Here is a 24,509-nt window from a genome sequence, read left to right as displayed (position 1 = left end):
CGCCGGACCGGTGGCTACAGATGCTTGTAGACGTCTTCCAGGGTCAGGCCTTTGGCGAGCATCAGAACCTGCAGGTGGTACAGCAGCTGGGAGATTTCCTCTGCCGCGGCTTCATCGGATTCATATTCGGCAGCCATCCATACTTCGGCTGCTTCCTCAACGACTTTCTTGCCGATGCCGTGGACACCGGAGTCCAATTCAGCGACGGTGCGGGAGCCTTCCGGGCGGGTGGCTGCCTTCTCGCTGAGCTCAGCGAACAGCGTCTCGAAATTCTTCACGCCCTCCAGCCTACTTGCTGCAGCCCACAGGGCGCTTCCCGGGCCGTTGCATGACGGGCGCGATGTGAGCGAATACACAAGCGCGCCCGTCCTGCAGGCTCCGTTACTTGCCGTACTGCTTGAGCACGACGGCGGTGGCCAGCGCCGCGGTGACGGCCTCGTGGCCTTTGTCTTCCTTGGAGCCGGGAAGGCCGGCACGGTCCAGGCCCTGCTGTTCGGTGTCGCAGGTCAGGACGCCGAAGCCCACCGGGACGCCGGTGCGCACGCTGACGTCGGTGAGTCCCGACGTCGCTGCCTGGCACACATAGTCAAAGTGCGGGGTTCCGCCGCGGATGACGACGCCAAGGGCCACGACGGCGTCGAAGTGCGGTGCGAGCCGGGCGGCGGCAACCGGCAGCTCAAAGCTTCCCGGTACGCGCAGGACGGTGGGCTCGGCGATGCCGGCGTCCTTCGCTGCCCGGAGCGCTCCGTCCAGGAGCCCGTCCATGATCTGGGTGTGCCAGCTGGCCGCCACAATCGCCAGCCGCAGCTGGGACGTTTCTGCGGGGTTGAGGGTGCTGAGGTCGATATCGGGGGCGCCGTGTCCGCTCATGGGTCAGTCTCTTCCGTTCAGTGGTGGTGTGTGTTGTCAGTGCCGCGGCCGGAGGGCAGGCCTCAGCCGGTCAGTCTTGTTCGTGGTCGAAGGTTTCCGGGGTGGTGACGGGAACAGCCACCACATGGGTGTCCAGCAGCAGCCGGTGTTCCATGCGGTCCTTCTTGGTGCGCAGGTAGCGGATGTTCTCGTCGCGGGACGGCACTTCGGTGGGAACCATCTCCACTACCTTCACACCGGCCCGTGCCAGCCTGTTCTGCTTGTCCGGGTTGTTGCTCAGGAGCCGCACCTCATGGAGTCCCATCTCCGCGAGGACCTGGGCCGCGGCGTTGTAGGAGCGTGCGTCCACGGGAAGGCCCAGCTGCTCGTTGGCCTCCACCGTGTCAAAGCCCGCCTCCTGCAGCGCGTAGGCCTTGATCTTGTTGGCCAGGCCGATGCCCCGGCCTTCCTGCCCCCGCAGGTAGAGCAGGGTGCCGCCGTTTTGCTGGATCATTTCCAGGGCGAAGGCAAGCTGCTCCCCGCAATCGCAGCGGTAGGACCCAAAAATGTCGCCGGTGAGGCATTCCGAGTGCAGCCGGACGAGGGGGGCCTTGCCGTCCTTGGGCGGGTTGGGGGAACTGACGGCCAGGTGCTCCACGCCGGTCACCAGGTCGGTCCAAGCCTGCGCCACGAAATCACCGAAGGCGGTGGGCAGCTGCACTATCGGGCCGCCGCTCACGGGGTGCGGGGCAACGCCGCTGCTGCTGCGCTCCTGACCGTTGGCGGAGGACCCGTGGCTCGCCGTGGAAGCCCCGTGGCCGTTCCGGGACGTTCCGTGGCCGTTCGGCGAACCGCTGTCGCGGGCTGTCGAAGAGGTCATCGTGTCTCCTTCTTGCCGCCCGCAACTTCGCGGGCGCTCTCCGTGGGCTTGCCTTGCCCCGCTGCGAGGTAGGCCGCGAGATCCTCAATGGAGATCAGGGGGCAGCCATGCTCAGCAGCGAAGGTCAGGAGCCCGTCCAGGCGCATCATCTCGCCGTCGTCGTAAACAACTTCCGCAATCACGCCCACAGGCTCGAGGCCAGCCAGGCGGCACAGGTCAACCGCAGCCTCGGTGTGGCCGGGACGTTCCCGCACACCACCGTCAACTGCACGCAGCGGAAATATATGCCCGGGCCGGGTCAGGGATGCCGGCACGGCGTGGGGGTCGGCCAGGACCCTGGCGGTGAGGGCCCGGTCCGTGGCGGAAATCCCTGTGCTGACACCCAGGGCGGCATCGCAGGAAACGGTGTAGGCGGTCCCCTTGGCGTCCTCGTTGACCGCCACCATGGGAGGCAGCGCAAGGGCATCCGCCCGGTCGCCGGACAGCGGAACGCAGATGACGCCCGAGCTGTGGCGGATGGTCCATCCCATCAGCGCGGGGGTGGCATGCTGTGCCGCGAAGATGATGTCGCCCTCGTTTTCGCGGTCCTCGTTGTCCACCACGAGCACCGGCCTGCCGGCGGCCATGGCCTGCACCGCCACCTCGATGGAGTCGAGCCCGCGGACACCGGGGGCAGGCTCAACACCTGCCTGCGCTGCCTCGGGTTCGAGCCGGAGAACGGCGTTCACAGTGCACCTCCGTCAGCAACTGCCGGCGCTGACGTGCTGAACGCCAGGAGGCGTTCCGTGTACTTGGCCAGGACGTCCACCTCGAGGTTGACCCGGCTGCCCGTGGTCTTGGACCCCAGCCCGGTTTCGGCCAGGGTGGTGGGGATCAGGCCCACTTCGAACCAGGGCTCGGGCTCGGCGGCCGCGCTGACGGCGGTGACGGTAAGGGAGACGCCATCGATGGCGATCGAGCCCTTTTCCGCGATGTAGCGGGCCAGGTTGGCCGGCACGCCGAACCGGAGCCGCTCCCAGTTGCCCAGCGCTTCCCGCTCCAGCAGCACGCCGACGCCGTCAACATGCCCCTGCACCACATGCCCGTCCAGCCGGCCGCCCGCAGGAACGCAGCGCTCAAGGTTGACGGCGTCGCCCGGAGCCAGTTCGCCAATGGTGCTGCGGACCAGGGTCTCCCCCATCACATCGACGCTGAAGTCCGTGCCGTTGATCTCGGTGGCCGTCAGGCAGACCCCGTTCACGGCCACAGAGCCGCCCAGGGCGAGCCCTTCAGTGCTGCCGGGCGCGTGCAGCCGGAGGGTGGCGCTGGCGTCCCCGTCCCGCTCGACGGACAGAACGTGCCCTTGTTCGGCAATAATTCCGGTAAACATCAGTGGCCTTCCTGGGCTTGCTCCGCTGTTGCGCGGGATGGTTGGGGGTCTAGGGCAACGGTTCGTTGCGGTCTGAGGTGGAGTCTCAGGTCGCGGCCAAGCCTGCGCACCGCACCGCCGTCGGACTCGTCCCATTCCCACTGCTGGGCATCGGCGAGGGTGCTGATTCCGAGGCCGTCCAGGGCAGGGGTGCCGGAGCCGAGCAGGGTGGGCGCCAGGTACACGATGAGCTCATCCACGAGTCCGGCAGCAAGGAACGCGCTCAGGATGCGCGAGCCTCCCTCCACCATGAGGTGGCGGGTCCCGGACGCGTACAGCAGGGACAACGCCTCGTGCGGGTCGCGGGTGCGCAGGTGCGTGACCCGCCCGTCAGTTCCGCGTACGGCGGCCCCGCCGGGGACGTCCCGCAAGCCCATGACAGCCCGGACCGGCTGGTTCGGCGCCGGTGTTCCCTGCGGGTCGCGGGCGGTGAGCCGGGGGTTGTCCACCAGGACGGTCTGGGTGCCCACCAGGATGGCGTCGATCCGCCCGCGGATGGCGTGGTTGTCCGCGAGGGATTCCGGGCTGGATATCCACTGGCTGGTGCCGTCCTGGGCAGCGATGCGGCTGTCCAGCGTCTGGGCGATGTGGAGGGTGACGAAGGGCCGCTTCGCGGTCACCGCTTCGAACCACTGCCGGTTCACGTCCAGGGATTCAGCGGCTCCCAGGCCGCTGCGGACGCGGACGCCGGCGGCGCGCAACGTTGCTGCTCCACCCGCCGCGGGGTCATGCGGATCGTCCACGGCGTACACCACGTCCGTGATTCCGGCGGCAATGATGGCCTGCGCGCAGGGGCCGGTGCGCCCGAGGTGGTTGCAGGGCTCCAGCGTCACCAGCATGGTGCAGCCTGTAAGGTCCAGGCCCGCTGCTGCCGCCTGGGCGATGGCATCGGCCTCCGCATGCGCGGTGCCGGCGCCGCGGTGGAACCCGGTGATCAGGTGGTTGCCATCAGGATCGACGACGACGGCGCCCACGAGGGGGTTCGCCCCACGCGGGCCCCGCAGGGCTGCTTGCAGCGCAGCCTCCATAGCCCTGGTCTCGCCGGCGCTGAAGGCGGTAACCACGCCATCGGCGGGCTGGAGCGGGTGGCCCGAATGCAGGGCGGTGCCGGCTCCGGCACCGAAAGATTGTGTGGCCGCCATCATGCCGCGACCATCGCCACGGCTGCGTCCTCCGCTGAAGCGGCGGAACGTTCGGCATCTAAGAGCCATCGCTTGGGGTTCATGCTGTGTCGTTCCTTCCCTCTCGAACCGCGATGGCTCCGGGGGTATACGACAGCAGAAGGCTGCGGGACCGGGACGGCCCCACAGATACAGCTGTACGTGCTTCTCTCATCCAGACTTTAACTGTCGGTACCGGAATTTCACCGGTTCAACCGTCTGCCGGGCTTTCCTTGCGGAAGGCACCGGCTCGCGGGTCGCGGACTGTCACCGCCGGTTCGGACTTACACCGACCCCGGAGCACGTATGTGTGTTGCTATTGTGCCATAACAGGCGCGGGCTCCCGGCTATTCCGCAGACGCCGCACGTAACGGACGGCTGCCCTGGACGCGGAGCCGCTCGATGGCTGCGGCGGGATCGTCAGCGCCGTAAACAGCGGAACCGGCAACAAAGACAGTGGCGCCGGCTTCTGCTGCCCGGATAATCGTTTCCTCCGTGATGCCGCCGTCCACCTGTATGGCCACGCCGGCTCCGGAGCCGTCGATAGCTGCCCTTGCCCGCCGGATCTTTGGCAGGGTGAGGTCCAGGAAGGCCTGTCCACCGAACCCGGGTTCAACGGTCATGATGAGCAGCATGTCCAGCTCCGTGAGCATGTCCAGGTACGGTTCCACCGGGGTGGCGGGCCGAAGCGCCATTCCTGCTTTCGACCCCCTGCTGCGGAGTTCGCGTGCCAGCTTTACCGGGGCGAGGGAGGCCTCGGCGTGGAAGGTGACCGAGGCCAGGCCGGCGTCGGCAAATCCCGGCGCCCACCGGTCGGCGTCGGCAATCATGAGGTGGGCGTCGAGGGGGATGGGGCTGACAGCCTGGATGCGCTGCACCACGGGCAGCCCGATGGTCAGGTTGGGGACGAAGTGGTTGTCCATGACATCCACGTGCACGGCGTCAGCGGTGCTGATGCGCTTCAGTTCCGCTTCCAGGTTGACGAAGTCGGCGGAGAGGATGCTCGGGTTGATGCAGCATTGCGTCACGGGGTTGCCTTTCACTGGTCTGTTGTTGCTTTCGCCTAGGCCTTTTTATGGATGAGCGCCAGGAACATGGCGTCCGTGCCATGGACGTGCGGCCAGAGCTGCGCCGTGGACTCGTGGCCCGCGTCCAGCTTCCCCGGAAGGCTGACGGCGTCCAGAGCTGCCCCGGCGTCCAGGAGCTCCAGGTCCTCACGCTTGCGGAGGGCGTCGGCAACCACGGCGGTGGTCTCCGCCGGATGCGGGGAACACGTCACGTAGGCCACCACTCCCCCGGGCCGCACGGCTGCCAGCGCCGAGGCGAGGAGCTCGCGCTGCAACGGGCCGAGGTCCGCCAGATCCTTGGGCGACCGGCGCCAGCGGGACTCGGGCCGGCGCCGCAAAGCGCCCAGCCCGCTGCAGGGAACGTCCACCAGGACGCGGTCAAAGGAGCCGGGCTTTTCGGAGCCGAGCTCGCGGCCGTCGCCGGTGCGGACCTGCCACGTTTCGGCCGGCACGGCCGAGAGGGCCTGGCTCACCAGCTTGGCCCGGTGCGGGGCGGGCTCATTGGCCAGAAGCGTGGCGCCCTGCTGCTTTGCCAGCGCGCCGAGCAGGGCAGCCTTTCCGCCGGGGCCGGCACAGAGGTCCAGCCACGCCTCGGCCCTTCCGTCGCCTGTCCCGCCCGCTGGCTGGCCAAGATCTACGGCCGCCATGGCCCGGGCCACCAGCTGCGAGCCAACGTCCTGGACGCGGGTGGTTCCTTCCCTGACTGAGGAGAACCGTCCCAGGTCACCGCCGCTGGAAAGAGCCGAACCCTGGACGAGCCCACCCGGAGTAGCGCCGTGTTCCAGGGCCTCGTCCAGGTTGCCGAGCCCCGGGAGGGCTACCAGGTTAACCACGGGAGCAGCATTGTCCGCTTCCAGCAGGTTGTTGATTTCATCGGCGGAGCGCCCGTGTGCAACCAGGGACTGGCGCATTGCACGGACGATCCATTCGGGGTGGGCGTAGCGGAGCGCAGCGATCTTCGTTGCGTCAGTCTCGCCTGCCACGAGCTTGTCCAGCCACTCCTCCAGGGTGTGCGCGGCAACTTTGCGCAGCACGGCATTGATGAGCGCAGACGGGCCTGCTCCGATCACGGCGCGCGCCAGGCCCACGGTTTGGTCCAGGGCGGCGTGTGCCGGCACGCGCATGGCCAGCAGCTGGTGCGCCCCGATGCGCAGGGCATCCAGGATGGCGGGATCCAGCTGGTCCAGCGGGCGGTCCACGCAGCGGGCCAGGATGGCGTCGTAGGTGCCCTGGCCGCGCAGGGCGCCGTACGTCAGTTCGGTGGCGAATCCGGCGTCGCGCTTGTCCAGCCCGTGGTGGCGGATCCGCGCCGGCAGGACAAGGTTGGCGTAGGCGTCCTCCGCCGCCACGGCGCGCAGGACTTCGAAGGCGACAAGCCGGGCGGGATCGGCCCGGCGGGTGCGCTGGGACGGGGCGTTGTCCGTGAAGCTCCGCTGCGGACCGCGGTTGCGTTCACGTCCCTGGGCGTTACGACGGCTGTTGTCCCGGGGTCCGCCCTTGCCGCGGCCGTGCCCGGAGTTGCCCTGCCCGCCGCCGCGCCCGCCTGGATTGCCGCCGGACCCGCTCATTCGAACACCACGCTTTCAAGGGAAGCCATGCCGCGTGCCCAATCAGCCGCGGCCATCATTTTTTTGCCCGCAGGCTGGATCCGGGTCAGTTCCACGGCGTGGGAACCCGTGCCCACCAGCACGCTCTTGCCGTGCAGCGCCAAGGCTCCCGGAGCAAGCGTCGTGACATCCGGACGCAGCCGGACCGGTTCCAGTTTCACCCGCTGCCCGTCCAGTACCGTCCACGCACCCGGTTCGGGCGTGACGCCGCGGGCCTGCCGGCTGATGGCAAGGGCGGGATGGCTCCATTTAAGGTGGCCATCCTCAAGGGTCAGCTTGGGTGCCAGTGACACCTCGCCGGCCTGCGGCTGCGCCGAGGCTTTGCCTGCCCCAATGGCGGACAGCGTCTGGGCCAGGAGGACCGCACCGCTGCGGGACAGCCTTTCCAGGAGTTCACCCGCGGTGTCCTCCGGACCCACGGATTCGGTCAGGGTGCCGAAGACGGGGCCTGTGTCCAGCCCCTCTTCCAGCAGGAAGGTCACGGCTCCGGTGACGTCGTCCCCGGCCATGACGGCGCGCTGCACTGGCGCGGCGCCGCGCCACGCAGGCAGCAGGGAAAAGTGCAGGTTGATCCAGCCGTGCCGGGGAACGTCCAGGGCAGCAGGCGGAACCAGCCCGCCGTAGGCAACGATGGCGGCTACATCCGGGTTTACGGCAGCGATCCTGGCGGTTGCCTCAACGTCAACGCGGGCTGCGCGGATGACCTCGATTCCGAGTTCGGCGGCGCGCGCAGCGACGGGCGACGGCGTGAGGACGCGCTTCCGGCCAACGGGGGCATCGGGACGGGTCAGCACGGCAGCGATGTCGAAGCCTGCCTCCACCAGCGCATCAAGGGAGGGGACGGCGACGGCGGGGGTTCCCGCGAACAGGACCCTCACCCGGCGTTACCGGCCGCTCCGGGACCAAAACTGGAGCCGGGCAAGGAGCCGCCGAAGCTGGATCCGACCGTCTTGGCGCGCTTGGCGGCTGTCCGCTCGGTAACCGAGCCGTAGTTGGCGTTACGGATGGACCGCAGGGCGGCCTTACGGTCCTCCCCCTCAAGCCGGTCGGTGTAGAGGATGCCGTCCAGGTGGTCGTTCTCGTGCTGGAAGCACCGTGCCAGCATCCCTTCCCCTTCCACCGTGACGGGATTTCCGTGCATGTCCACACCGGTCACACGGGTGGAGCGGAAACGCCGGACGGGAAAGCCGAGGCCGGGGATGGACAGGCATCCCTCCACGTGGTCGTCCTGGTAATCCTCGCTGTTTTCCAGGACGGGGTTGATGATGTGTCCTTCCACGCCGTCAATCCGGTAAGTGAAAACCCGCTGGCTGATGCCCACCTGGGGCGCGGCCAGGCCTGCGCCGTCCACGTCCTCCATGGTTTCGGTCATGTCCGCGACCAGCTTGGCCAGCTCCGGCCCGAATTCCGTCACGGGATCGGCCACTGTGCGCAGCACAGGATCGCCGATGATGCGGATATTCAGGATAGCCATGCGCAGTAATTCCTTACAGTTGGCGGAAAAGGGAACCTGTCCAGTTTAGGCGCAGTCATCTGGTCCGCAGACATACCAAATGCAGACAAAGTGCTAGGCGGTGCGCACCTGCGCCAGCGGCGGCGGGGCGATGGGAAGCAGCGCGGAACCGGCGCTGATGGTATCCGCGTTGAGCTCCCACACCCGCCGCAGGGCACAAAACTTCCACCAGTGGTGCTTGAGGACCTCGGGATTGGCCCGCACCGGACGCACTTCGGTTTCACCGATGGCCACCGCCAGGAGGACGGGGTCTTCCCCGTACTTCCACGGCTCCCAGGTCCCGGCCTCGGGGTCAACAAGGCTCTCTTCCGCCTTCATCCCGGCGACAAGCTGCATCACCACCTTGTCATCGAGCGGTTTGACCAGGCCGTCCCGGGTGGTGCCTTTGGTTTTGTAGTCGATGAGGCAAACGCGGCCGTTGATGCGGGCCACCAGGTCCAGGGTTCCCGCATACCCCACCGCGTTGTTCCAGACCGTGATTTCCGGGGCGATAGGCTCCACCCGGAACAGCTCCCACCACTCGTCAAAACGCACCGCGAAGGCTTCCTCTCCGTTGGCCGCCAGGGCCTCACGGGTTTCCTTCATGGCGTGCGGCCGGCCCAGGGCGCGGAGCGCCACCTGCTCGCAGTAGTTGTGCACCCGGTCCCCGCGCCTGGCGGCTTCATCGCGGTACGTCTCAGCCGCCTTGGCTGCCCGGCTGACAGCCTGTTTGATCTTGGCAGGGCTACCCAGGCAGTCCGCCAGCAGGGGATCGTTTGCCAGGCTGCTCGCGCCCATGTAGCCGAACCAGCCATCCAGCCCGTGCGGCTGCTGGCTGATGACGGTGGTAATGGACGGAACCGAAAACTGCTCCGACGTGGAGCGGGCGTACATCCGGCCGTATTCGGTGGCATGGGCAAGAAGTGGAGCTGTCATGGAAAAAACTCTTTCACAGGGGGCCGACAAAATCTGGAGGCACGGATCCGCAGACAAAAAAGGTCCGTTTCCGCTGCGAGCGGAAACGGACCTTTGTACGGTGGGCGATACTGGGTTCGAACCAGTGACCTCTTCGGTGTGAACGAAGCGCGCTACCACTGCGCCAATCGCCCTGATGCACTTGAATGCTAGCCGACGCCGCACCCAATTCAAAAATCGGCACGTCGTGACCCATTCCATGGCAGCCGGAAGCCGGCCGGCCCGTCCGGCACCCTGCCGGATACGGCACCCAAGGCACCCGCCCGTCGTCGTAAATTACACAGTTGTAAGTAAGCCAAACCGCGCCATTGCTGGGAAGAACGGACACATAGGGCAATCGGGGCGCAGGCGATTTGGAGAATCCTTGAACCTCCTATATTGTTTTTACTCGTTGGAACGCGAGGAAATGCCGGGAACGGCAGGGAATCAGCCTCCAAAATGCGGACGTAGCTCAGCTGGTAGAGCACCACCTTGCCAAGGTGGATGTCGCGAGTTCGAATCTCGTCGTCCGCTCGCAGGACACTGTCACGGCAAAGGTTCTTTGGAACCGACGCTTACACGGTGGGTTGGCCGAGAGGCGAGGCAGCGGCCTGCAAAGCCGTATACACGGGTTCGAATCCCGTACCCACCTCGGTGAAAACCATGGTTTCCGGATAATACCCGGATGGACATGGGCGATTGGCGCAGCGGTAGCGCGCTTCCCTGACACGGAAGAGGTCACTGGTTCGATCCCAGTATCGCCCACCAAGCAAGGAAACTTGCTTCATGCAGTTCGACCGGCTCCGGCCGGAACGCACTTCATATCTGCGGACGTAGCTCAGCTGGTAGAGCACCACCTTGCCAAGGTGGATGTCGCGAGTTCGAATCTCGTCGTCCGCTCTCTTGTTTCTTAGGATCCCATCAGCCGGTCTTCCGGTTCCGGGCGATTGGCGCAGCGGTAGCGCGCTTCCCTGACACGGAAGAGGTCACTGGTTCGATCCCAGTATCGCCCACAGGCAGCAGCTCTCCGGAGCTGCTTTTTTCTTGCCCGGCCACTGTGCGCGCACTCGCCTACGGTTCCCCTACGGGTGACATGGGAACCGCACCCGCTGCAGGCAGGCGTACATCCGCTGCGGGCGAACGCCCGGAACCCCTGATTTCCTTGGCAGGCCTTCCCGGCGGCGCTAGGATCGAATGCGGAGGAGCGACCTGGCTCCGCGATTGAAGGGAGGTGCTCGTGGGACTGATTGACGATCTAAAGGGCAAGGCTCAGGGTCTCATCCGCGGCAACGAGCAGGCCATCAAGAACGGCATCAACAAGGCCGGTGATTTTGTGGACACCAAGACCGGAGGCAAGTACTCGGGCCACGTGAACAAGGTCCAGGATGGCGCTTCCAAGCTCATTGACAAGAACGGCACCCCGGGACAGGCACCTGCCGCTGAGCAGGTGCCGCCGGTCACTCCCGTCAACCCGGTTCCGCCGGCTGACAGGACTCCGTAAACAGGATTTGGCCAGGGTCTTGCCCTAGCACGTCAAGGGGGTGCAGGTCCCGCCGGGAGGCGGCACCTGCACCTTTGGCGTTTAAGCGGCACGTCTAAGCGGCATGTCCCAGGCCGATGAAGGCTTCACGGAACAGGGCCGGTAACCTGCCCGTATGGCGAAGTCCCCCGCATATCCCACGGCACAGCAATCACCCGGGCGGCACAAGCTCGACTCCCGGCCCGTTGTGGCAGGTATCGTCACCGCGCTGGTGGGATTTACGTCCTCCTTCGCCGTGGTCCTGGCCGGGCTCAGGGCGGTGGGCGCCAGCCCCGCGCAGGCGGCGTCCGGACTGCTGGCACTGACCGTTGCCGTGGGCCTTGGGGTGCTCTGGCTTTCCTGGCGTTCCAAAGTGCCGGTGACGCTCGCGTGGTCCACGCCCGGCGCTGCCCTGCTGGCAACGTCCGGAACGGTCGACGGCGGGTGGCCGGCCGCCGTCGGGGCCTTCCTTGCCACCGGGGTACTGATTGCGATGACCGGCCTGGTCCCTGCCCTGGGGCGGCTGATGGCAAGGATCCCGGCAACCCTTGCGCAGGCAATGCTCGCCGGCGTCCTGCTGCAGCTTTGCCTGGCACCGTTCAAGGCGTTGGGGACAGTGCCGCTGTTCATTGCACCGGTCATCCTGTGCTGGCTGTTGATGATGAAGCTGGCGCCCCGCTGGTCCGTCCCGGCAGCCCTGCTGGTGGCCCTGGCCGTGATCGGGATTTCCCTGGCCTCGGGGGGCACTTCCCTGGGGGATGGCGAAATTCTTCCAGTCCTTGCCTGGACCACGCCGGCCTTCAGCCTGCAGGCAATGGCGGGTATTGCGCTTCCGCTGTTTGTGGTGACGATGGCGTCCCAGAACGTCCCGGGCGTGGCAGTGCTCCGGTCTTTCGGCTACGACACCCCGTGGCGTCCGGCCATGCTGGTGACCGGTGCGGGGACCGCGGCAGCAGCGCCGTTCGGCGCCCACGCCGTTAATCTCGCCGCGCTCAGCGCCGCCCTGGCAGCCGGTGAGGAGGCGGGGCCGGACCGGCACCGCCGGTGGGTGGCCGGCTTCACGTCCGGGCTTGCCTACCTTGTGCTGGCTGCATTCTCCGCCGCGCTGGTGACCCTGGTGACGGCCGCACCGGCCGGCATGCTCGAGGCAGTGGCCGGCCTGGCACTCCTGGGGACCCTTGCGGGTGCCGTGTCAGCCGCGCTGGCCGATCCGGAGGACAGGATAGCCCCGGCCGTCACCTTCCTCATGGCGGCCTCGGGCCTTGCTTTTGCCGGTATCGGGTCAGCGTTTTGGGCACTCGCCGCGGGGCTGGCGGTCCGGCTGGTGCTGCAGCCGCGCCGTCCCGGAGCAGCCAGCTGACCGGGCCGGGCCGCCGCTAGGACGGTTCGTGGTTCTGGCCTTCCCGGGCCAGCGCGGTGAGCCGGGAGACGGCGCGGAAGTACTTCTTCATGTAGCCGCCGGTCATCATTTCCTCGGTGAACAGCTGGTCGAACGGAACACCGCTGGCGAGGATGGGGACATCCTTGTCATAAAGCCGGTCAGCAAGCACCACGAACCTCAGCGCCACGGCCTGTTCGGTGATGGTGTGGACGTTGCGCCACACCACGCCGTCAACGCCGTCAATCAGCTGGCGGTAGCGGCTGGGGTGCACGCCGGCCAGGTGGTGGATCAGCGTGCTGAACTCGTCCTGGGCCACCGTCTTCCCGTCGAATTCCGCCTTCATGTGCGAGGACAGTTCACTGTTTTTCAGGGGCGCCGGCGCTGCCGGCAGCCCACGGTGCCGGAAGTCTTCCCCGTCGATTCGGAGGACGTCGAACTGGTCCGCGAGGACCTGGATTTCACGCTGGAAGTCGACGGCTGCGAACCTGCCGTCGCCCAGCGATCCGGGCAGGGTGTTGGAGGTGGCTGCGAGTTTCACCCCGGCGTCGGCGAGTTCACGCATGAGCCGGGACATGAGGACGGTGTCGCCCGGATCATCGAGCTCGAACTCATCGATGCACACAAGCTTGTAGCTGCTGAGCGCGTCCACCGTCTTGCGGAAGGACAGCGCACCCACCAGGTTGGTGTACTCCACGAAGGTCCCGAAGGCTTTGGGGCCGGGCGAGGCGTGCCACAGCGAGGCGAGCAGGTGGGTCTTGCCGACGCCGAACCCGCCGTCGAGGTAGATGCCGGCGCGGGTTTCGTCCTTCTTGGCGAAGAACTTCTTGAACAGTCCTCCCCCGCCCGCGGAGCCCACGCCGTCGGCAAACCCCTCCAGTGCCCTGACGGCCGCAGACTGGCTGGGCTGCTTGGGATCGGGGCGGTAGCTGGAAAAGGAAACCTGGCCGAACCGCGGCGATGGATAGAAACCTTTGAGGAGCTCATCCACCGAAACTGCCGGAGTGCGGGCGGCAAGCTGTTCGATCTGTACCAAGGGGGTCCGTTCTGCTGGTGGTTGGTCCCCAGAAAGAATACCGGCAATGCGGCGCCGCATTGCCGTCCCATGATGCGTCACACAGTGCTTCCACACACTGCGTCACAGGTTCCCGCCCGCGCAGCGTGATGAAGGCAACATGTCGTCCTGTTAACGGAATACGGACACGGGCCGGGGTGCTGGCTAGTGTGGAAGCAGGTCCCCATGCCGGCGCCGCCAGGTCCAGCAGGCTCTCCGTGTCCTCAATGAAAGGCCAAGATCATGCCCTACCCCGTTGAACAGAACGAGAAGTTCGCAGCTTACGCACACCCGGAGCGGCTGGTCTCCACAGGGTGGCTTGCTGCTGCTATCGAAAGCGGCGCCGTCGCCAACGGTGAGCTGGTGGTGGTCGAATCTGATGAGGACGTGCTGCTCTACGAAACCGGACACATCCGCGGCGCCGTGAAGATCGACTGGCACACGGACCTGAACGACGACGTCACCCGCGACTACGTGGACGGCGCCGCGTTCGCCGAGCTGGCGGCGTCGAAGGGCATCTCCCGTGACAGCACCGTGGTCATCTACGGGGACAAGTCCAACTGGTGGGCTGCCTACGCCCTCTGGGTTTTCGAGCTTTTCGGCCACCAGGACGTGCGCCTGCTGGACGGCGGCCGGGACAAGTGGATTGCCGAAGGGCGGGAACTCACGAGGGAGAAGCCGGCCCCGGCCAGGGGCGACTACCCCGTCGTCGAGCGCAACGACGCCCCCATCCGTGCCTTCAAGGAAGACGTCCTTGCCCACCTGGGCAAGCCGCTCATCGACGTCCGCTCCCCCGAGGAATACACGGGCCAGCGCACGCACATGCCGGCCTACCCGGAGGAGGGCGCCCTCCGCGGCGGCCACATTCCCACCGCCGCTTCAATCCCCTGGGCACGCGCCGCCGCAGAAGACGGCACCTACCGCAGCCGTGCGGAACTTGAGGCCCTCTACCTCGACGAGGCAGGGCTGGCCGAAGGCGACGACGTTGTGGCGTACTGCCGCATCGGCGAGCGTTCCAGCCACACCTGGTTCGCCCTCAAGTACCTCCTGGGCTTCGATTCCGTCCGCAACTACGACGGTTCATGGACCGAGTGGGGCAACGCCGTGCGGGTGCCGATCGCCAAGGGTGCGGAACGCGGTTCTGTTCCTGTTGCAGTAGGCTCCTGACGCGGCCCGTACCGCAACAATTGCGTAGACTTGAACCGATGACTACTCAAGCCCTGCCTTCCGCCCTGGCGGCCATCGTGGACGATTTCCAGGCCATGTCCGAACCCGAGCGGCTGCAGCTGCTGCTGGAATTCTCCGAGGGCCTGCCGGAACTTCCGGACCGGCTCAAGGACCACCCAGAGCTGCTGGAGCAGGTGGTGGAGTGCCAGTCGCCGCTCTTCCTTACCATTGAGACGGAAAAGGACGGCGGTCCGGCCGGTACCGTGCGGTTGTTCTTCAAGGCTCCGGCAGAGGCCCCCACAACCCGGGGGTTTGCCGGCGTGCTGCACGAGGGGCTGGACGGGTTGTCCGCGGAAGAGATCCTCTCGGTCCCGGACGACATGCCGGAACTTCTCGGACTCACCCGTGCCATCACGCCGCTCCGCATGCGCGGCATGACCGCCATGCTGGGAAGGATCAAGCGCAAGGTCGCTGCCGCGTCCGGCGTGCGCTCCTAGCCGCAGCCCGGACCAGCATCATGGCCCGCAGGAACGCGTCACAGGGAACCCCGGCAACGGCGGCACTGACCGCGGCCGGGGTTCCCTTCGTGCTGCACCCCTACACGCACGATCCCTCAGCAGCCAGCTATGGGGCGGAGGCTGCCGAGGCTCTCGGCATTGATCCCTCAAGGGTTTTCAAGACCCTGATGGTAGAGGTGGAGGGCCGGCTGGCCGTGGGTATCGTCCCCGTCAGCGGAACCTTGGACCTGAAGGCGCTGGCCACCGCGCTCGGGGCCAAGAAAGCGGCAATGGCAGATCCGGCGGCAGCCCAGCGTCGCACCGGCTACGTGCTGGGAGGCATCTCCCCGCTCGGCCAGCGGCAGCCCTCCCCCACCGTCCTGGACTCAAGTGCCCTGGCCCTGGAGACCCTGCTGGTCTCCGGCGGAAAGCGTGGCCTGGACATAGAACTGGCACCGGCTGACCTGGTCCGCCTCACCCAGGCAGTGACGGCACCGATCGGCTCGCCAGCCGGCTGACCGGCTCAGGGACTGACCGGGGCCAGGGCGCCCGGATTCAGCCTGGGTGCCAGCTGCTGCCGCAGCCACGCCTTCACCAGACTTTCCCACCGCTCCGGATCGACATTCCATTCCTTGGTGTGCCGTGCCTGGTGGAAGGGCTCGAAGGTCACCATCTCCGGGTTTCGCTCGGCGAGCAGGGCCGAGGGCCCGTACGGCACGTATTCGTCGTCGACGCTGTGCAGCACCAGCGTAGGCGTGCGGAGTTCCACTGCACGCGACACCCAGTCCATCGCCTTGAGGTCAACCGGGGCGGACAATCCCGTGAGTCGCCTCCCCAGGGGATGGCCCAGCATGAGCTGGCCATACCGGCCCACCAGGGAGGGAATCCTGTTCAGCTGTGCATGATGGGCCAGGACATTCACCCAGTCAGTGACGGGCGCATCGAGCACCATCGCCCGGATCAGGTGCCGGCAGCGGGACAGGTCGGCCGCCTGCAGGCAGATGGCGCCGCCCATCGACCACCCGAACAGCACTATTTCTTCTGCACCGTTGGCCAGCGCGTACTCGATCGCCGCCTCGACGTCGCGCCATTCCGTGGAACCCAGGCCGTACCGGCCGTCGTCCGCGGAGGGGGCAAGGCCGTCGTTGCGGTAGGACACCAGGAGGCTGGTCAGCCCCAGCTCCAAAGCGGGGCCTACGGCGCGCAGCGCCTCCTGGCGTGTGGCTCCGCGTCCGTGCACCATGACCGCCCAGGTCCGGGCCGTACCGCCGGCGCGGACAAGCCATGCCGGGGCCTGCCCCCGGTCGACGTCGATCATTACCTCCTCATACGGAAGTCCGACGGCGGCGGGGTCCGGATGGACAGCCCCGCTCCACCAGCCGCGGCGGGCCGTGGAGAGGTCCCCGGCGTACACCGCTTCAACGTCCCGCAGGACGGTCCGCTCGGCGGGCGAATAGGAGACGATGCGGCCGATCCGCGCGTGCCCTTTGCCGCCGTCGAAGAAGAACCCGTAGACACCGTCCACCGTGGTGTCGTCCGTGGCGGCGAAGATCGCCTGCTGCCGCTGGCCGTCCCTGATGAGCGCGAGCATTTCCTGGTCTGCTGCCCGCTGCCGTGCCGGTGTGATGACCCGCCGCGCGAAGTACACGGCGAGCGCCGATGACCCTGTGGCCAGGAGTCCTGCCAGGCCGCCCCCACCGATCGCTCCGCCGATTGCCCATTTGGCCCGCAGGGACATCCCCCCGGAATCGGGGCTGCTCTGGACGGGGGCGGGGCGGGTTCGCTGGAAAGATGCCATGAACTATTCTTACCGGCCCGGGACCGATGCCCGCATTCCGCCGCGTGCGGCCATCGCCTGTTGGCGCCAACAGACGGGCGCGGCTGCCCCTGCGCAGGGCAACGCTGCAGGACTAGGCTAGGGCCATGAGTGAACCCATCGTCATCCTGACCGAAGAACCCCTGGGGGCGGACGACCGCCTGAACATCGAACGCCTCGTGGCCGGCGCGGATACCCGCCTGGTTGTCCTGGTGCCGGCAAACACCGAGCGGCACCTGCTGGTGGACTTCCTCGAAAACCTTTCGCTGCTGGACATCGCCAAGGCCTTCCGGGAGCTGACCTCCCACGCGCCGGATCCCTCCCAGGAACGAGCCCAGGCGGCGGAGACCCTGTCCGTGTCCCTGGCGGCCCTGGAAGGACTGGGCTCAGGCGTCACGGGGGAAGTCGTGGACGGCGGGGCCGTCAGTGGACTGGTCGCCAAAGTACGGGAGACCGGCGCTGCGCAGGCAGTGGTGATTACCCGGCCGCATGCCGTGGCGGACACGTTCCACACGGACTGGGCCAATAAGGCACAGGACCAGCTGGGTCTTCCCGTGCTTCATCTGTACGCGGGCTCGGGATTTATTGGTGACTCGTGAGCGTTGACAAGGCTATGAGCATCTTCGGAAACAGCATCTTCGGACACAAGGCCCCAGACACAGCTCCGGGAGCAACATCCGCCGTGGGCGGCAAGGGCGTTGAGAAGACCGATGCCCAATGGCGTGAGGAACTCACGCCGGAGGAATACCATGTGCTCCGCCAGGCGGGGACCGAGCGTCCGTACACCGGTGAATACTGGGACACCCACACAGCCGGCGTCTACCAGTGCCGCGCGTGCGGGACAGAGCTTTTCACCAGCAAGGAAAAGTTCGATTCCCACTGCGGCTGGCCGTCCTTCTGGGCCCCGCTTGCTGAGGGGAACGTCCGCTACATCCACGACCGCACCCTGGGGATGGAGCGGGTGGAGGTCCGCTGTGCATCGTGTGACTCCCATTTGGGCCATGTGTTCGAAGGCGAGGGTTTCGGAACCCCTACGGACCAGCGTTACTGCATCAACTCCATCTCCATCCGGCTGGTCCCGCAGGAGGATACGCAGGTCAGCGCAACGGAGCCCGAGCACTGATCCCCCAGCTGCGGGCCTCCTCCCGTGGCAGATTGGGCACCTGAGCCCAACGCTTTCTTAGGCTAAAGCACTTTCCGCATTAGCCCTGCTGGTTGCTTGCTACGCTCGGCATCAGGTAGCAAGCAACCAGAAAGGCAGCCGACGATGACCGAAACCCTGACCACCGCCGTCACCGGGATTTCCGCAGAGAACCAGGACTGGAAGCGGCTCAAGGCCGCCGCCACTGCCCTGCAGGCCCTCCAGGTCCAGGACGGCTCCATCCCGGACGCCGCCCACCACTCCGAGGCCGCTTCCCGGGTGGAGGACATCGTCAGCGCCGTCCGCGCCCTGGCCCCCGCCTTCCCGCACGACGCCGCCTACCTGGACGCTGTGTGCGCGGATTTTTCAAGCTGGGCCGGCACCGGGTTTGCCACTCCAGACTTCCTGTCCTCCCTCCTCGCCTTCCAGCCGCAGGAGCAGCGCCGGAACGGCCTCCAGCACCTGGTCGTCTTCCCCATGTACACGCAGAACGGCAGCAGCAGCCGCATGGTGGAGGCAGTCCTGGTCGAGGTGATCTGGCCGGAGTTCATTGCCGGCCTCGAGGCGGGAGACTACTCGAACAAGCTGTTCGTTCCCATCCGCTTCGTGGACTTCACCGCCGGCTATGACACCAATTCCGCCGTGCTGTTCCCGGAGACCGTTGCGGTCAGCAAGACCCCCACCTTCACCTGGGGGGCCATCTTCGCGGACCGGGAAGCGGCCAGGTTCCGCCGCGTGCTCAAAGCCGCAGCCGAGACCACCTGCCTTGAACTGCCCGAAGGCGCAGCGGAGATGCTCGCCGACCAGGACCTGACCGAGGCCACGTTTGTCATGTGGGACCTGATCCACGACCGGACGCACATGCGTGGCGACCTGCCGTTCGATCCGTTCATGATCAAGCAGCGGATGCCCTTCTTCCTGTACTCGCTCGAAGAACTGCGCTGCGACCTGACGGCGTTCCGCGAATCCGTACGGATAGAAAAAGATGAGGACGCCGATCCCGAGGCCCGGCGCCACGCCAAACTGGTGCAGTACGCCATCATCTTTGACCGCATCTTCCGGTTTGCCATCACCGGCAGCCGGGTCCGGAACTACGATGGCCTGGGCGGCCAGCTCCTGTTCGCCTGGCTGCACCAGCAGCGGGTCCTGCACTGGACGGACACCAGGCTCACCATCGACTGGGACGAAGTGGCCAACGCCGTCATCGCCCTCGGCGCAGGCATCGACGAGCTGTACTGGCGCTCCATCGACCGGCCCAAGACTGCCCACTGGCTGGCCGCGTACCAGCTGATTTCCGCGACCGTCACGCCCCACCCGGCGTCCGTCTGGGCGAAGGGCCCGGAGGCCCTGCCGCTGGCCGGTCCGCCCCGCGGACTCACCGACCAGGTGCTCGACGACGAATTCCCGCTGTCCATGTTCTACGAAGCGCTGGAGAAGAAGATGCGCCCTGTCATTGAGTCCACGGCGGGCATCACCGGAGCCACTGCCCTGTGACACAACGGAGGCTGAACGTGCTGGTCACCGGCGGCAGCGGAGTGTCCGGCATCGCGGTGGCCCGCGCCCTCCGGGAAGCGGGCCACCGCGTCTTCACCGTAGGGTCTGACCAGGCCAGGATCAGTGCGGCGGCGGAACAGGCGGGCGACGGCGTTGCCCCCTTCGTGTGCGACCTCGCACGGATGGAGGAGGTACAGCAGCTGCGGGCCGAGGTCTCCGCTGCTGCCGGGCCGATGGATGCCGTGATCCACCTGGTGGGCGGCTGGCGGGGCGCGCGCGGCATCACGGACCAGACGGACGAGGACTGGGACTTCCTTGAGCGGGGAGCCATCACAACGCTCCGCAACGTCTCGCGCGTCTTTTACGACGACGTCGCCGCCTCCCCGGACGGCCGCCTGGCCATGGTGTCCTCCACCGCCGTCGCCAAGCCCTCGGCGGCGGCGGCCAGCTATGCCGCAGCGAAGGCCGCCGCCGAAGCATGGACCATGGCCGTGGCGGACGGTTTCCGCCGGGACTCCGGCAGAGTCGACGGCGGCAAGGCAGCCGCCGTCGTCCTGGTGGTCAAGTCCCTGGTGGATGATGGGCTGCGGCGCAGCCACCCGGAGCGTTCATTCCCGGGGGCGACGGACGTCCGGGACCTGGCGCGCGCCGTCGTCGGCCTCTTCCACGTCCCTGCCGCTGAACTGAACGGCAGCCGGATGCTGCTGGCGCCCTGACCTACCTAGACTGAAAGCGTGAGCAAACCCATGACAACAACTGCTGAAACCGCCGCCGGGATCCGCCTCCACGATCCGAACGTGCGGGGCTTCGCCTCGGACAACTATTCCGGGGTGCACCCGGAAGTCCTCGCGGCACTGGCTGCCGCGAACGACGGCCACCAGGTCTCCTACGGCGAGGACGACTACACAGCCAGGCTGCAGGAACTGATGGAGGAGCATTTCGGGCCCGGGATTGAGTGCTTTCCGGTCTTCAACGGCACCGGCGCGAACGTCCTTTCGCTGCAGTCGCTGCTCCCCCGCTGGGGTGCTGTGGTTTGTGCCTCCACGGCCCACATCAACATGGACGAAAACGGTGCCCCCGAGCGCGTCGGCGGCATCAAGCTGCTGCCCGTTCCGACGCCCGACGGCAAGCTCACGCCCGAACTCATTGACCGGGAGGCCTGGGGCTGGGGCGACGAACACCGTGCCCAGCCGCTCGCCGTCTCCATCACCCAGACCACGGAACTTGGCACCTGCTACACGCCGGAGGAAGTCCGCGCCATCGCCGACCACGTCCACGCCAGGGGCATGAAGCTCCACATGGATGGTGCCAGGCTGGCCAACGCCGCAGCCCACCTCCAGGTTCCGCTGCGTGCCTTCACCCGCGATGCCGGCGTGGACATCCTGTCCTTCGGCGGAACCAAGAACGGCCTGCTCTTCGGTGAAGTGGTGGTGGCGCTGAACCCGGAAGCCGCGCACGGGCTGGTGTACCTGCGCAAGATGAACATGCAGCTGGCATCCAAGATGCGCTTCATGTCCGCGCAGTTCATCGCGCTCCTGGAGGGCGACCTGTGGCTGCGCTCCGCCGCCCACGCCAACGCCATGGCCGCCCGGCTCCGCGCCGCCGTCGACACCATCGACGGCGTCCATCCCACCCAGAAGACCGAGTCCAACGGTGTGTTCGCCATCCTCCCCGAAGGCGTGGCTGACAGGCTGCGCACGTCCTTCCGCTTCTACGACTGGAATGAAGCTGCCAGGGAAGTCCGCTGGATGTGTTCCTTTGACACCACCGAGGAGGACGTGGATTCCTTTGCTGACGCCATCCGCCGGGAGCTCAGGCAGCGTGCGGGCTAACGCTTCCGGCAGCCGGGGCAAGGGGCGGCGGCGAGCCTACCAGCCCGTCCCGGCACAGTTGCGTAACCTGCGAAGGTGAACGCACTTGACCAGGTTCCCCCGGAGTTTCTCCACGCCTTGGGAACCCTCAGGAAAGCCCAGTGCCGCCGGGAGCTCCGCCTGGCGGAGATTCCGGCGCCTGCCCGCCTGGCGCCCTTTGCCGTGGCCCTCGGTGCCGAGGTTTACGCTCCCGGCGCCGGCACACCGGGAACGCCGCTCCACGGCCCGGCTGCCATGGCACTGGCTGCCGCGTCGGGAACGGAAGACGACGGCGGCACGGAACTGGCAACCGGCCGCTTCATCCTCCTGCATGACCCGGACGGATCGGAGGTCTGGGGCGGGGAGTTCCGCATCGTCACCTATATCCGCGCGGAACTGGAGCCCGAGATGGGCAACGATGAGATGCTCGGAACAGTCGCCTGGACCTGGCTCGTGGAGGCACTGGAAAACCACAAGGCGCCGTACCGGGCAGCGGGCGGTACGGCCACGCGCGTCCTCTCCGAAAGCTTCGGCACCCTCTCGGAGCGTCCTGGATCCATCGATATTGAACTCCGTGCCTCCTGGACCCCTGCCACATCCGATGTCAGGGCCCACCTCGAGGCGTGGTCGGACATGGTCTGCACGTTCGCCGGCCTCCCGCCACTGCCCGACGGCGTCACGCCGCTGACGCACCGGCGGCGGAACTGAGGACCATGGCCGGTGGCGCACACATCGCGCCCGGGACGGAAGGTGGCACTGTGCAGGCCCGCACGATGGCACGCACGCAGGCGCGGACCGGCCGGCCGGTAAACTGAAGGCATCATGACCCCAAACATTCCGGATAACACCACGGCCGGCGTCCCGGCTGCTGATACCGCACCCCATATCACGGTGGAAGGCTTTGACAGCCCCGTCCCCGAAATCGTCGAACTCGCAGCACCCCGGGACGGCGTTCCCCTGGTCATCGAAACGCAGTCCGGCCTGGAGCGCTGCGCTGCGGCCATAGCGGCAGGAACGGGGCCCGCGGGGGTTGACGCTGAGCGTGCTTCCGGCTTCCGGTACGGGCAGCGGGCTTTCCTTGTCCAGATCCGGCGTGAAGGCGCCGGGACCTGGCTGATCGATCCTGAACCCTTCGGGAACCTGGACATCATCAACGACGCCCTGCGCGGCGTCGAGTGGATCCTGCACGCCGCCAGCCAGGACCTGCCCTGCCTCTCCGAACTTGGCATGTGGCCGGACAAGCTCTTTGATACCGAACTCGCGGCACGGCTCGCCGGGCTCCCCCGCGTGGGACTCGCCGCAGTCATCGAACAACTTCTGGGCTTCGGGCTCGCCAAGGAGCATTCCGCCGCCGACTGGTCCACCCGTCCCCTCCCCGAACCCTGGCTGCGGTACGCCGCCCTGGATGTTGAGGTCCTGACGGAACTGCGGGAGGAGCTGATCGAACTCCTGGAGGCCGACGGCAAGCTGGAGTACGCCGAGCAGGAGTTCGCGGCAATCCTGGCCGCGGGACTGGCGCCCGCCCGCGTCGACCCGTGGCGGAAAACCTCAGGCCTCCACCAGATCCGGGACCGCCGGCAGCTTGCTGCCGTGCGGGAACTGTGGCTGGAGCGGGACTCCCTGGCGCAAAAGCGGGATGTTGCACCCGGCAGGCTGATCCCGGACTCTGCCCTGGTGGCAGCAGCCAAGGCGATGCCGTCCACGGTACCGCAGCTGCTGGGGACCAAAGGCTTCCACGGCCGGGCTGCCCAGCGGGAGGCTCCCCGCTGGCTGCGGTGCATCGCGGCAGCCCGGGACCTGAATGAGCTCCCGCCGCTGCACCTGCCCACCAACGCACCACCCCCGCCGCGCGTGTGGGCCGACCGCGATCCGGCAGCGGCTGCCCGGCTGTCCACCGCCCGGCCACTGCTGCAGGCACGGGCCGAGGAGTTGAACCTGCCACTGGAGAACCTGCTGACCCCCGACTACCTGCGGCGGGTGGCCTGGCGGCCACCGGCGGATGTCAGCGAGGATGCGATTGCCGCGGAACTGCGCGCACTGGGGGCACGGGACTGGCAGGTGGAACTGGCCGCCCCCCTCATCTCCGACGCGTTCCTGCACCCCCAGCCGCTGCCCGCCAAGGAACCCAAAGCGGACGCAGCCCCGGCCGGCCAGTAGCCCAGCCAACAACTCCCCAAACGCTCTCTCACTCGATGCCGGTCAAACCCACACGCTCGCTCACTTGATGCCGGTCAACCCCAAACGCTCTCCCACTTGATGCGTGAATATTAGCGACGCTCGCTCACTTTCCTGAAGAGAGTGAGAGAGCGCTGGCCAAAATGTCGCATTAGGTGAGAGAGCGTCCCTTCAAACTGCGGGCCTTGCGGGCTAAGTTACTCACGAGTAACATCGGAGGTATTGCCGCCAGGCTGGCTGCCGCATCCCGGCATGCAACCGGCGCCTACGTCTCGATGAGGAGTTATACGTGAGCCACCAGGAAAGCGGCGCATCCATGCGCACTGTCCGGGACGTCGTCTTTGTGGACGGCCTCCGCACACCGTTCGGCAGGGCCGGGGAAAAGGGCATCTACGCGGGCACCCGGGCTGATGACCTGATGGTGAAATGCATCCGCGAACTGCTGCGCCGCAACCCCTCGCTGCCGCCGGAACGTATTGATGAGGTGGCCATCGCCGCCGCCACCCAGACCGGAGACCAGGGCCTCACCCTGGGCCGGACCGCCGCCCTGCTGGCCGGCCTGCCCAGGACGGTCCCCGGCTTCGCTATAGACCGGATGTGCGCAGGGGCCATGACTGCGGTGACGGCTGTGGCCGGCGGAATCAGTTTCGGAGCCTATGACGTGGCGGTGGCAGGGGGCGTCGAGCATATGGGGAACCACCCCATGGGTTCAGGCGCCGATCCGAATCCGCGCTTCATGTCCGAACGGCTGGTGGACCCCGCCGCCCTCAACATGGGGAACACCGCAGAGAACCTGCACGACCGCTTCCCGTCCATCACCAAGGACCGCACGGACGCATACGCCGTAGCCTCCCAGGACAAATATGAGGCCGCCCGCCGCAGCGGCCGCATCCAGCCGGACCTCGTGCCGGTGGCAGCCATGAAGCCCGGCCAGGGCTGGACGCTGCACCCAGTGGACGAGCCCGCCACCCCGACCTGCAGGTCATCTTCGTGGAGTCAGG

General features: G+C 67.1%; 25 protein-coding genes, 6 tRNA genes, 1 pseudogene and 1 riboswitch. Of the genes and pseudogenes, 18 read left to right on the top strand and 14 right to left on the bottom strand.

What is annotated here, in order from left to right; translation table 11 throughout:
- Window positions 1-14: 14 nt before the first annotated feature.
- From ACKAE7_RS07635 to ACKAE7_RS07580, 12 genes are all read right to left on the bottom strand, one after another.
- Window positions 15-278, bottom strand: a complete 264-nt coding sequence (locus ACKAE7_RS07635) for a phosphoribosyl-ATP diphosphatase (protein ID WP_015936881.1) — start codon at window positions 276-278, stop codon at window positions 15-17.
- A 103-nt stretch (window positions 279-381) separates the two neighbouring features.
- Window positions 382-870, bottom strand: a complete 489-nt coding sequence (gene ribH / locus ACKAE7_RS07630) for a 6,7-dimethyl-8-ribityllumazine synthase (RefSeq protein WP_104187712.1) — start codon at window positions 868-870, stop codon at window positions 382-384.
- 70 nt (window positions 871-940) lie between these two features.
- Complete coding sequence (gene ribA, locus ACKAE7_RS07625; RefSeq protein ID WP_408978850.1) at window positions 941-1,729, bottom strand: GTP cyclohydrolase II; 789 nt, start codon at window positions 1,727-1,729, stop codon at window positions 941-943.
- Entirely contained in the window at window positions 1,726-2,457 is a 732-nt protein-coding gene (gene ribB, locus ACKAE7_RS07620) for a 3,4-dihydroxy-2-butanone-4-phosphate synthase (protein ID WP_190611986.1), read from the bottom strand. The genes ribA and ribB overlap by 4 nt, the downstream gene beginning before the upstream one ends.
- Window positions 2,454-3,098, bottom strand: a complete 645-nt coding sequence (locus ACKAE7_RS07615) for a riboflavin synthase (RefSeq protein ID WP_191035675.1) — start codon at window positions 3,096-3,098, stop codon at window positions 2,454-2,456. The genes ribB and ACKAE7_RS07615 overlap by 4 nt, the downstream gene beginning before the upstream one ends.
- A complete protein-coding gene (ribD, locus tag ACKAE7_RS07610; protein WP_190612108.1) occupies window positions 3,098-4,279 on the bottom strand; it encodes a bifunctional diaminohydroxyphosphoribosylaminopyrimidine deaminase/5-amino-6-(5-phosphoribosylamino)uracil reductase RibD in 1,182 nt (393 codons plus the stop codon). The genes ACKAE7_RS07615 and ribD overlap by 1 nt, the downstream gene beginning before the upstream one ends.
- Before the next feature lie 176 nt (window positions 4,280-4,455).
- A riboswitch (FMN riboswitch) is annotated at window positions 4,456-4,605 on the bottom strand.
- Between the two features lie 39 nt (window positions 4,606-4,644).
- Window positions 4,645-5,325 (bottom strand): ribulose-phosphate 3-epimerase, encoded by a 681-nt coding sequence (rpe, locus tag ACKAE7_RS07605; RefSeq protein WP_188812858.1) that lies wholly within the window; start codon window positions 5,323-5,325, stop codon window positions 4,645-4,647.
- Window positions 5,326-5,360: 35 nt separating this feature from the next.
- Entirely contained in the window at window positions 5,361-6,932 is a 1,572-nt protein-coding gene (locus ACKAE7_RS07600; protein WP_188812747.1) for an RsmB/NOP family class I SAM-dependent RNA methyltransferase, read from the bottom strand.
- Complete coding sequence (fmt, locus tag ACKAE7_RS07595; protein WP_408978849.1) at window positions 6,929-7,849, bottom strand: methionyl-tRNA formyltransferase; 921 nt, start codon at window positions 7,847-7,849, stop codon at window positions 6,929-6,931. Before fmt ends, ACKAE7_RS07600 begins: the two co-directional genes overlap by 4 nt.
- Window positions 7,846-8,445 carry a peptide deformylase gene (gene def / locus ACKAE7_RS07590; protein WP_188812751.1) on the bottom strand — a complete coding sequence of 200 codons (600 nt, stop codon included), beginning with the start codon at window positions 8,443-8,445 and terminating at the stop codon, window positions 7,846-7,848. The genes fmt and def overlap by 4 nt, the downstream gene beginning before the upstream one ends.
- A gap of 93 nt (window positions 8,446-8,538) precedes the next feature.
- The gene (locus ACKAE7_RS07585) at window positions 8,539-9,399 is read right to left on the bottom strand and encodes a cytochrome (protein ID WP_188812753.1); all 861 of its coding nucleotides are present in this window, start codon (window positions 9,397-9,399) and stop codon (window positions 8,539-8,541) included.
- Between the two features lie 101 nt (window positions 9,400-9,500).
- Window positions 9,501-9,572 (bottom strand) — tRNA-Val (locus ACKAE7_RS07580).
- A gap of 306 nt (window positions 9,573-9,878) precedes the next feature.
- On the opposite strand from ACKAE7_RS07580, the gene ACKAE7_RS07575 reads away from it, so the two are divergent.
- The 7 genes from ACKAE7_RS07575 to ACKAE7_RS07545 all read left to right on the top strand — a co-directional run bounded on the left by ACKAE7_RS07575 (window position 9,879) and on the right by ACKAE7_RS07545 (window position 12,296).
- Window positions 9,879-9,951, top strand: a tRNA-Gly gene (locus ACKAE7_RS07575).
- Window positions 9,952-9,998: 47 nt separating this feature from the next.
- Window positions 9,999-10,069 (top strand) — tRNA-Cys (locus ACKAE7_RS07570).
- Window positions 10,070-10,110: 41 nt separating this feature from the next.
- Window positions 10,111-10,185 (top strand) — tRNA-Val (locus tag ACKAE7_RS07565).
- A gap of 59 nt (window positions 10,186-10,244) precedes the next feature.
- Window positions 10,245-10,317 (top strand) — tRNA-Gly (locus ACKAE7_RS07560).
- Window positions 10,318-10,358: 41 nt separating this feature from the next.
- Window positions 10,359-10,430: transfer RNA gene (locus tag ACKAE7_RS07555), tRNA-Val, on the top strand.
- Window positions 10,431-10,654: 224 nt separating this feature from the next.
- Window positions 10,655-10,918, top strand: a complete 264-nt coding sequence (locus ACKAE7_RS07550; protein WP_174179273.1) for an antitoxin — start codon at window positions 10,655-10,657, stop codon at window positions 10,916-10,918.
- 154 nt (window positions 10,919-11,072) lie between these two features.
- Window positions 11,073-12,296, top strand: a complete 1,224-nt coding sequence (locus tag ACKAE7_RS07545) for a benzoate/H(+) symporter BenE family transporter (protein WP_408978848.1) — start codon at window positions 11,073-11,075, stop codon at window positions 12,294-12,296.
- Window positions 12,297-12,312: 16 nt separating this feature from the next.
- Here the strand turns inward: ACKAE7_RS07545 and zapE are convergent, their stop codons facing one another.
- Entirely contained in the window at window positions 12,313-13,350 is a 1,038-nt protein-coding gene (gene zapE, locus ACKAE7_RS07540) for a cell division protein ZapE (protein ID WP_188812757.1), read from the bottom strand.
- A gap of 261 nt (window positions 13,351-13,611) precedes the next feature.
- Between zapE and ACKAE7_RS07535 the strand changes: the two genes are divergently transcribed.
- Genes ACKAE7_RS07535 through ybaK form a run of 3 tightly spaced genes read left to right on the top strand, consistent with a single transcriptional unit; the run spans window position 13,612 to window position 15,550 of the window.
- The gene (locus ACKAE7_RS07535) at window positions 13,612-14,535 is read left to right on the top strand and encodes a sulfurtransferase (RefSeq protein WP_190612002.1); all 924 of its coding nucleotides are present in this window, start codon (window positions 13,612-13,614) and stop codon (window positions 14,533-14,535) included.
- 38 nt (window positions 14,536-14,573) lie between these two features.
- The gene (locus ACKAE7_RS07530; RefSeq protein ID WP_188812762.1) at window positions 14,574-15,032 is read left to right on the top strand and encodes a SufE family protein; all 459 of its coding nucleotides are present in this window, start codon (window positions 14,574-14,576) and stop codon (window positions 15,030-15,032) included.
- Window positions 15,033-15,052: 20 nt separating this feature from the next.
- Entirely contained in the window at window positions 15,053-15,550 is a 498-nt protein-coding gene (gene ybaK / locus ACKAE7_RS07525; protein ID WP_188812764.1) for a Cys-tRNA(Pro) deacylase, read from the top strand.
- A gap of 5 nt (window positions 15,551-15,555) precedes the next feature.
- On the opposite strand, the gene ACKAE7_RS07520 is transcribed toward ybaK, so the two are convergent.
- A complete protein-coding gene (locus tag ACKAE7_RS07520; protein ID WP_408978847.1) occupies window positions 15,556-16,830 on the bottom strand; it encodes an alpha/beta hydrolase family protein in 1,275 nt (424 codons plus the stop codon).
- 125 nt (window positions 16,831-16,955) lie between these two features.
- Here ACKAE7_RS07520 and ACKAE7_RS07515 point away from each other — a divergent pair, with 125 nt between their 5' ends.
- The 8 genes and pseudogenes from ACKAE7_RS07515 to ACKAE7_RS07480 form a co-directional block, all read left to right on the top strand.
- Entirely contained in the window at window positions 16,956-17,447 is a 492-nt protein-coding gene (locus tag ACKAE7_RS07515; protein WP_188812767.1) for a hypothetical protein, read from the top strand.
- 14 nt (window positions 17,448-17,461) lie between these two features.
- Window positions 17,462-17,971 carry a peptide-methionine (R)-S-oxide reductase MsrB gene (gene msrB, locus ACKAE7_RS07510; protein ID WP_408978846.1) on the top strand — a complete coding sequence of 170 codons (510 nt, stop codon included), beginning with the start codon at window positions 17,462-17,464 and terminating at the stop codon, window positions 17,969-17,971.
- Window positions 17,972-18,115: 144 nt separating this feature from the next.
- Entirely contained in the window at window positions 18,116-19,483 is a 1,368-nt protein-coding gene (locus ACKAE7_RS07505) for a DUF6421 family protein (RefSeq protein ID WP_190612007.1), read from the top strand.
- Window positions 19,480-20,199, top strand: coding sequence for an SDR family oxidoreductase (locus ACKAE7_RS07500; protein WP_188812772.1), 720 nt, complete (start codon window positions 19,480-19,482; stop codon window positions 20,197-20,199). The genes ACKAE7_RS07505 and ACKAE7_RS07500 overlap by 4 nt, the downstream gene beginning before the upstream one ends.
- 30 nt (window positions 20,200-20,229) lie before the next feature.
- Window positions 20,230-21,315, top strand: a complete 1,086-nt coding sequence (locus tag ACKAE7_RS07495; protein WP_408978859.1) for a threonine aldolase family protein — start codon at window positions 20,230-20,232, stop codon at window positions 21,313-21,315.
- A gap of 75 nt (window positions 21,316-21,390) precedes the next feature.
- The gene (locus ACKAE7_RS07490; protein ID WP_188812774.1) at window positions 21,391-22,041 is read left to right on the top strand and encodes a DUF3000 domain-containing protein; all 651 of its coding nucleotides are present in this window, start codon (window positions 21,391-21,393) and stop codon (window positions 22,039-22,041) included.
- Window positions 22,042-22,155: 114 nt separating this feature from the next.
- Window positions 22,156-23,490 carry an HRDC domain-containing protein gene (locus tag ACKAE7_RS07485; protein WP_188812776.1) on the top strand — a complete coding sequence of 445 codons (1,335 nt, stop codon included), beginning with the start codon at window positions 22,156-22,158 and terminating at the stop codon, window positions 23,488-23,490.
- A gap of 307 nt (window positions 23,491-23,797) precedes the next feature.
- A pseudogene (locus ACKAE7_RS07480) lies at window positions 23,798-24,509 on the top strand (acetyl-CoA C-acyltransferase); the annotation flags it as partial.

Source organism: Pseudarthrobacter sp. NKDBFgelt (genome assembly GCF_046097905.1).
Classification (GTDB): Bacteria; Actinomycetota; Actinomycetes; order Actinomycetales; family Micrococcaceae; genus Arthrobacter; species Arthrobacter polychromogenes.
Note: the sequence above shows the minus strand (reverse complement) of the source record. Positions and strands in the feature narration are given on the sequence as shown.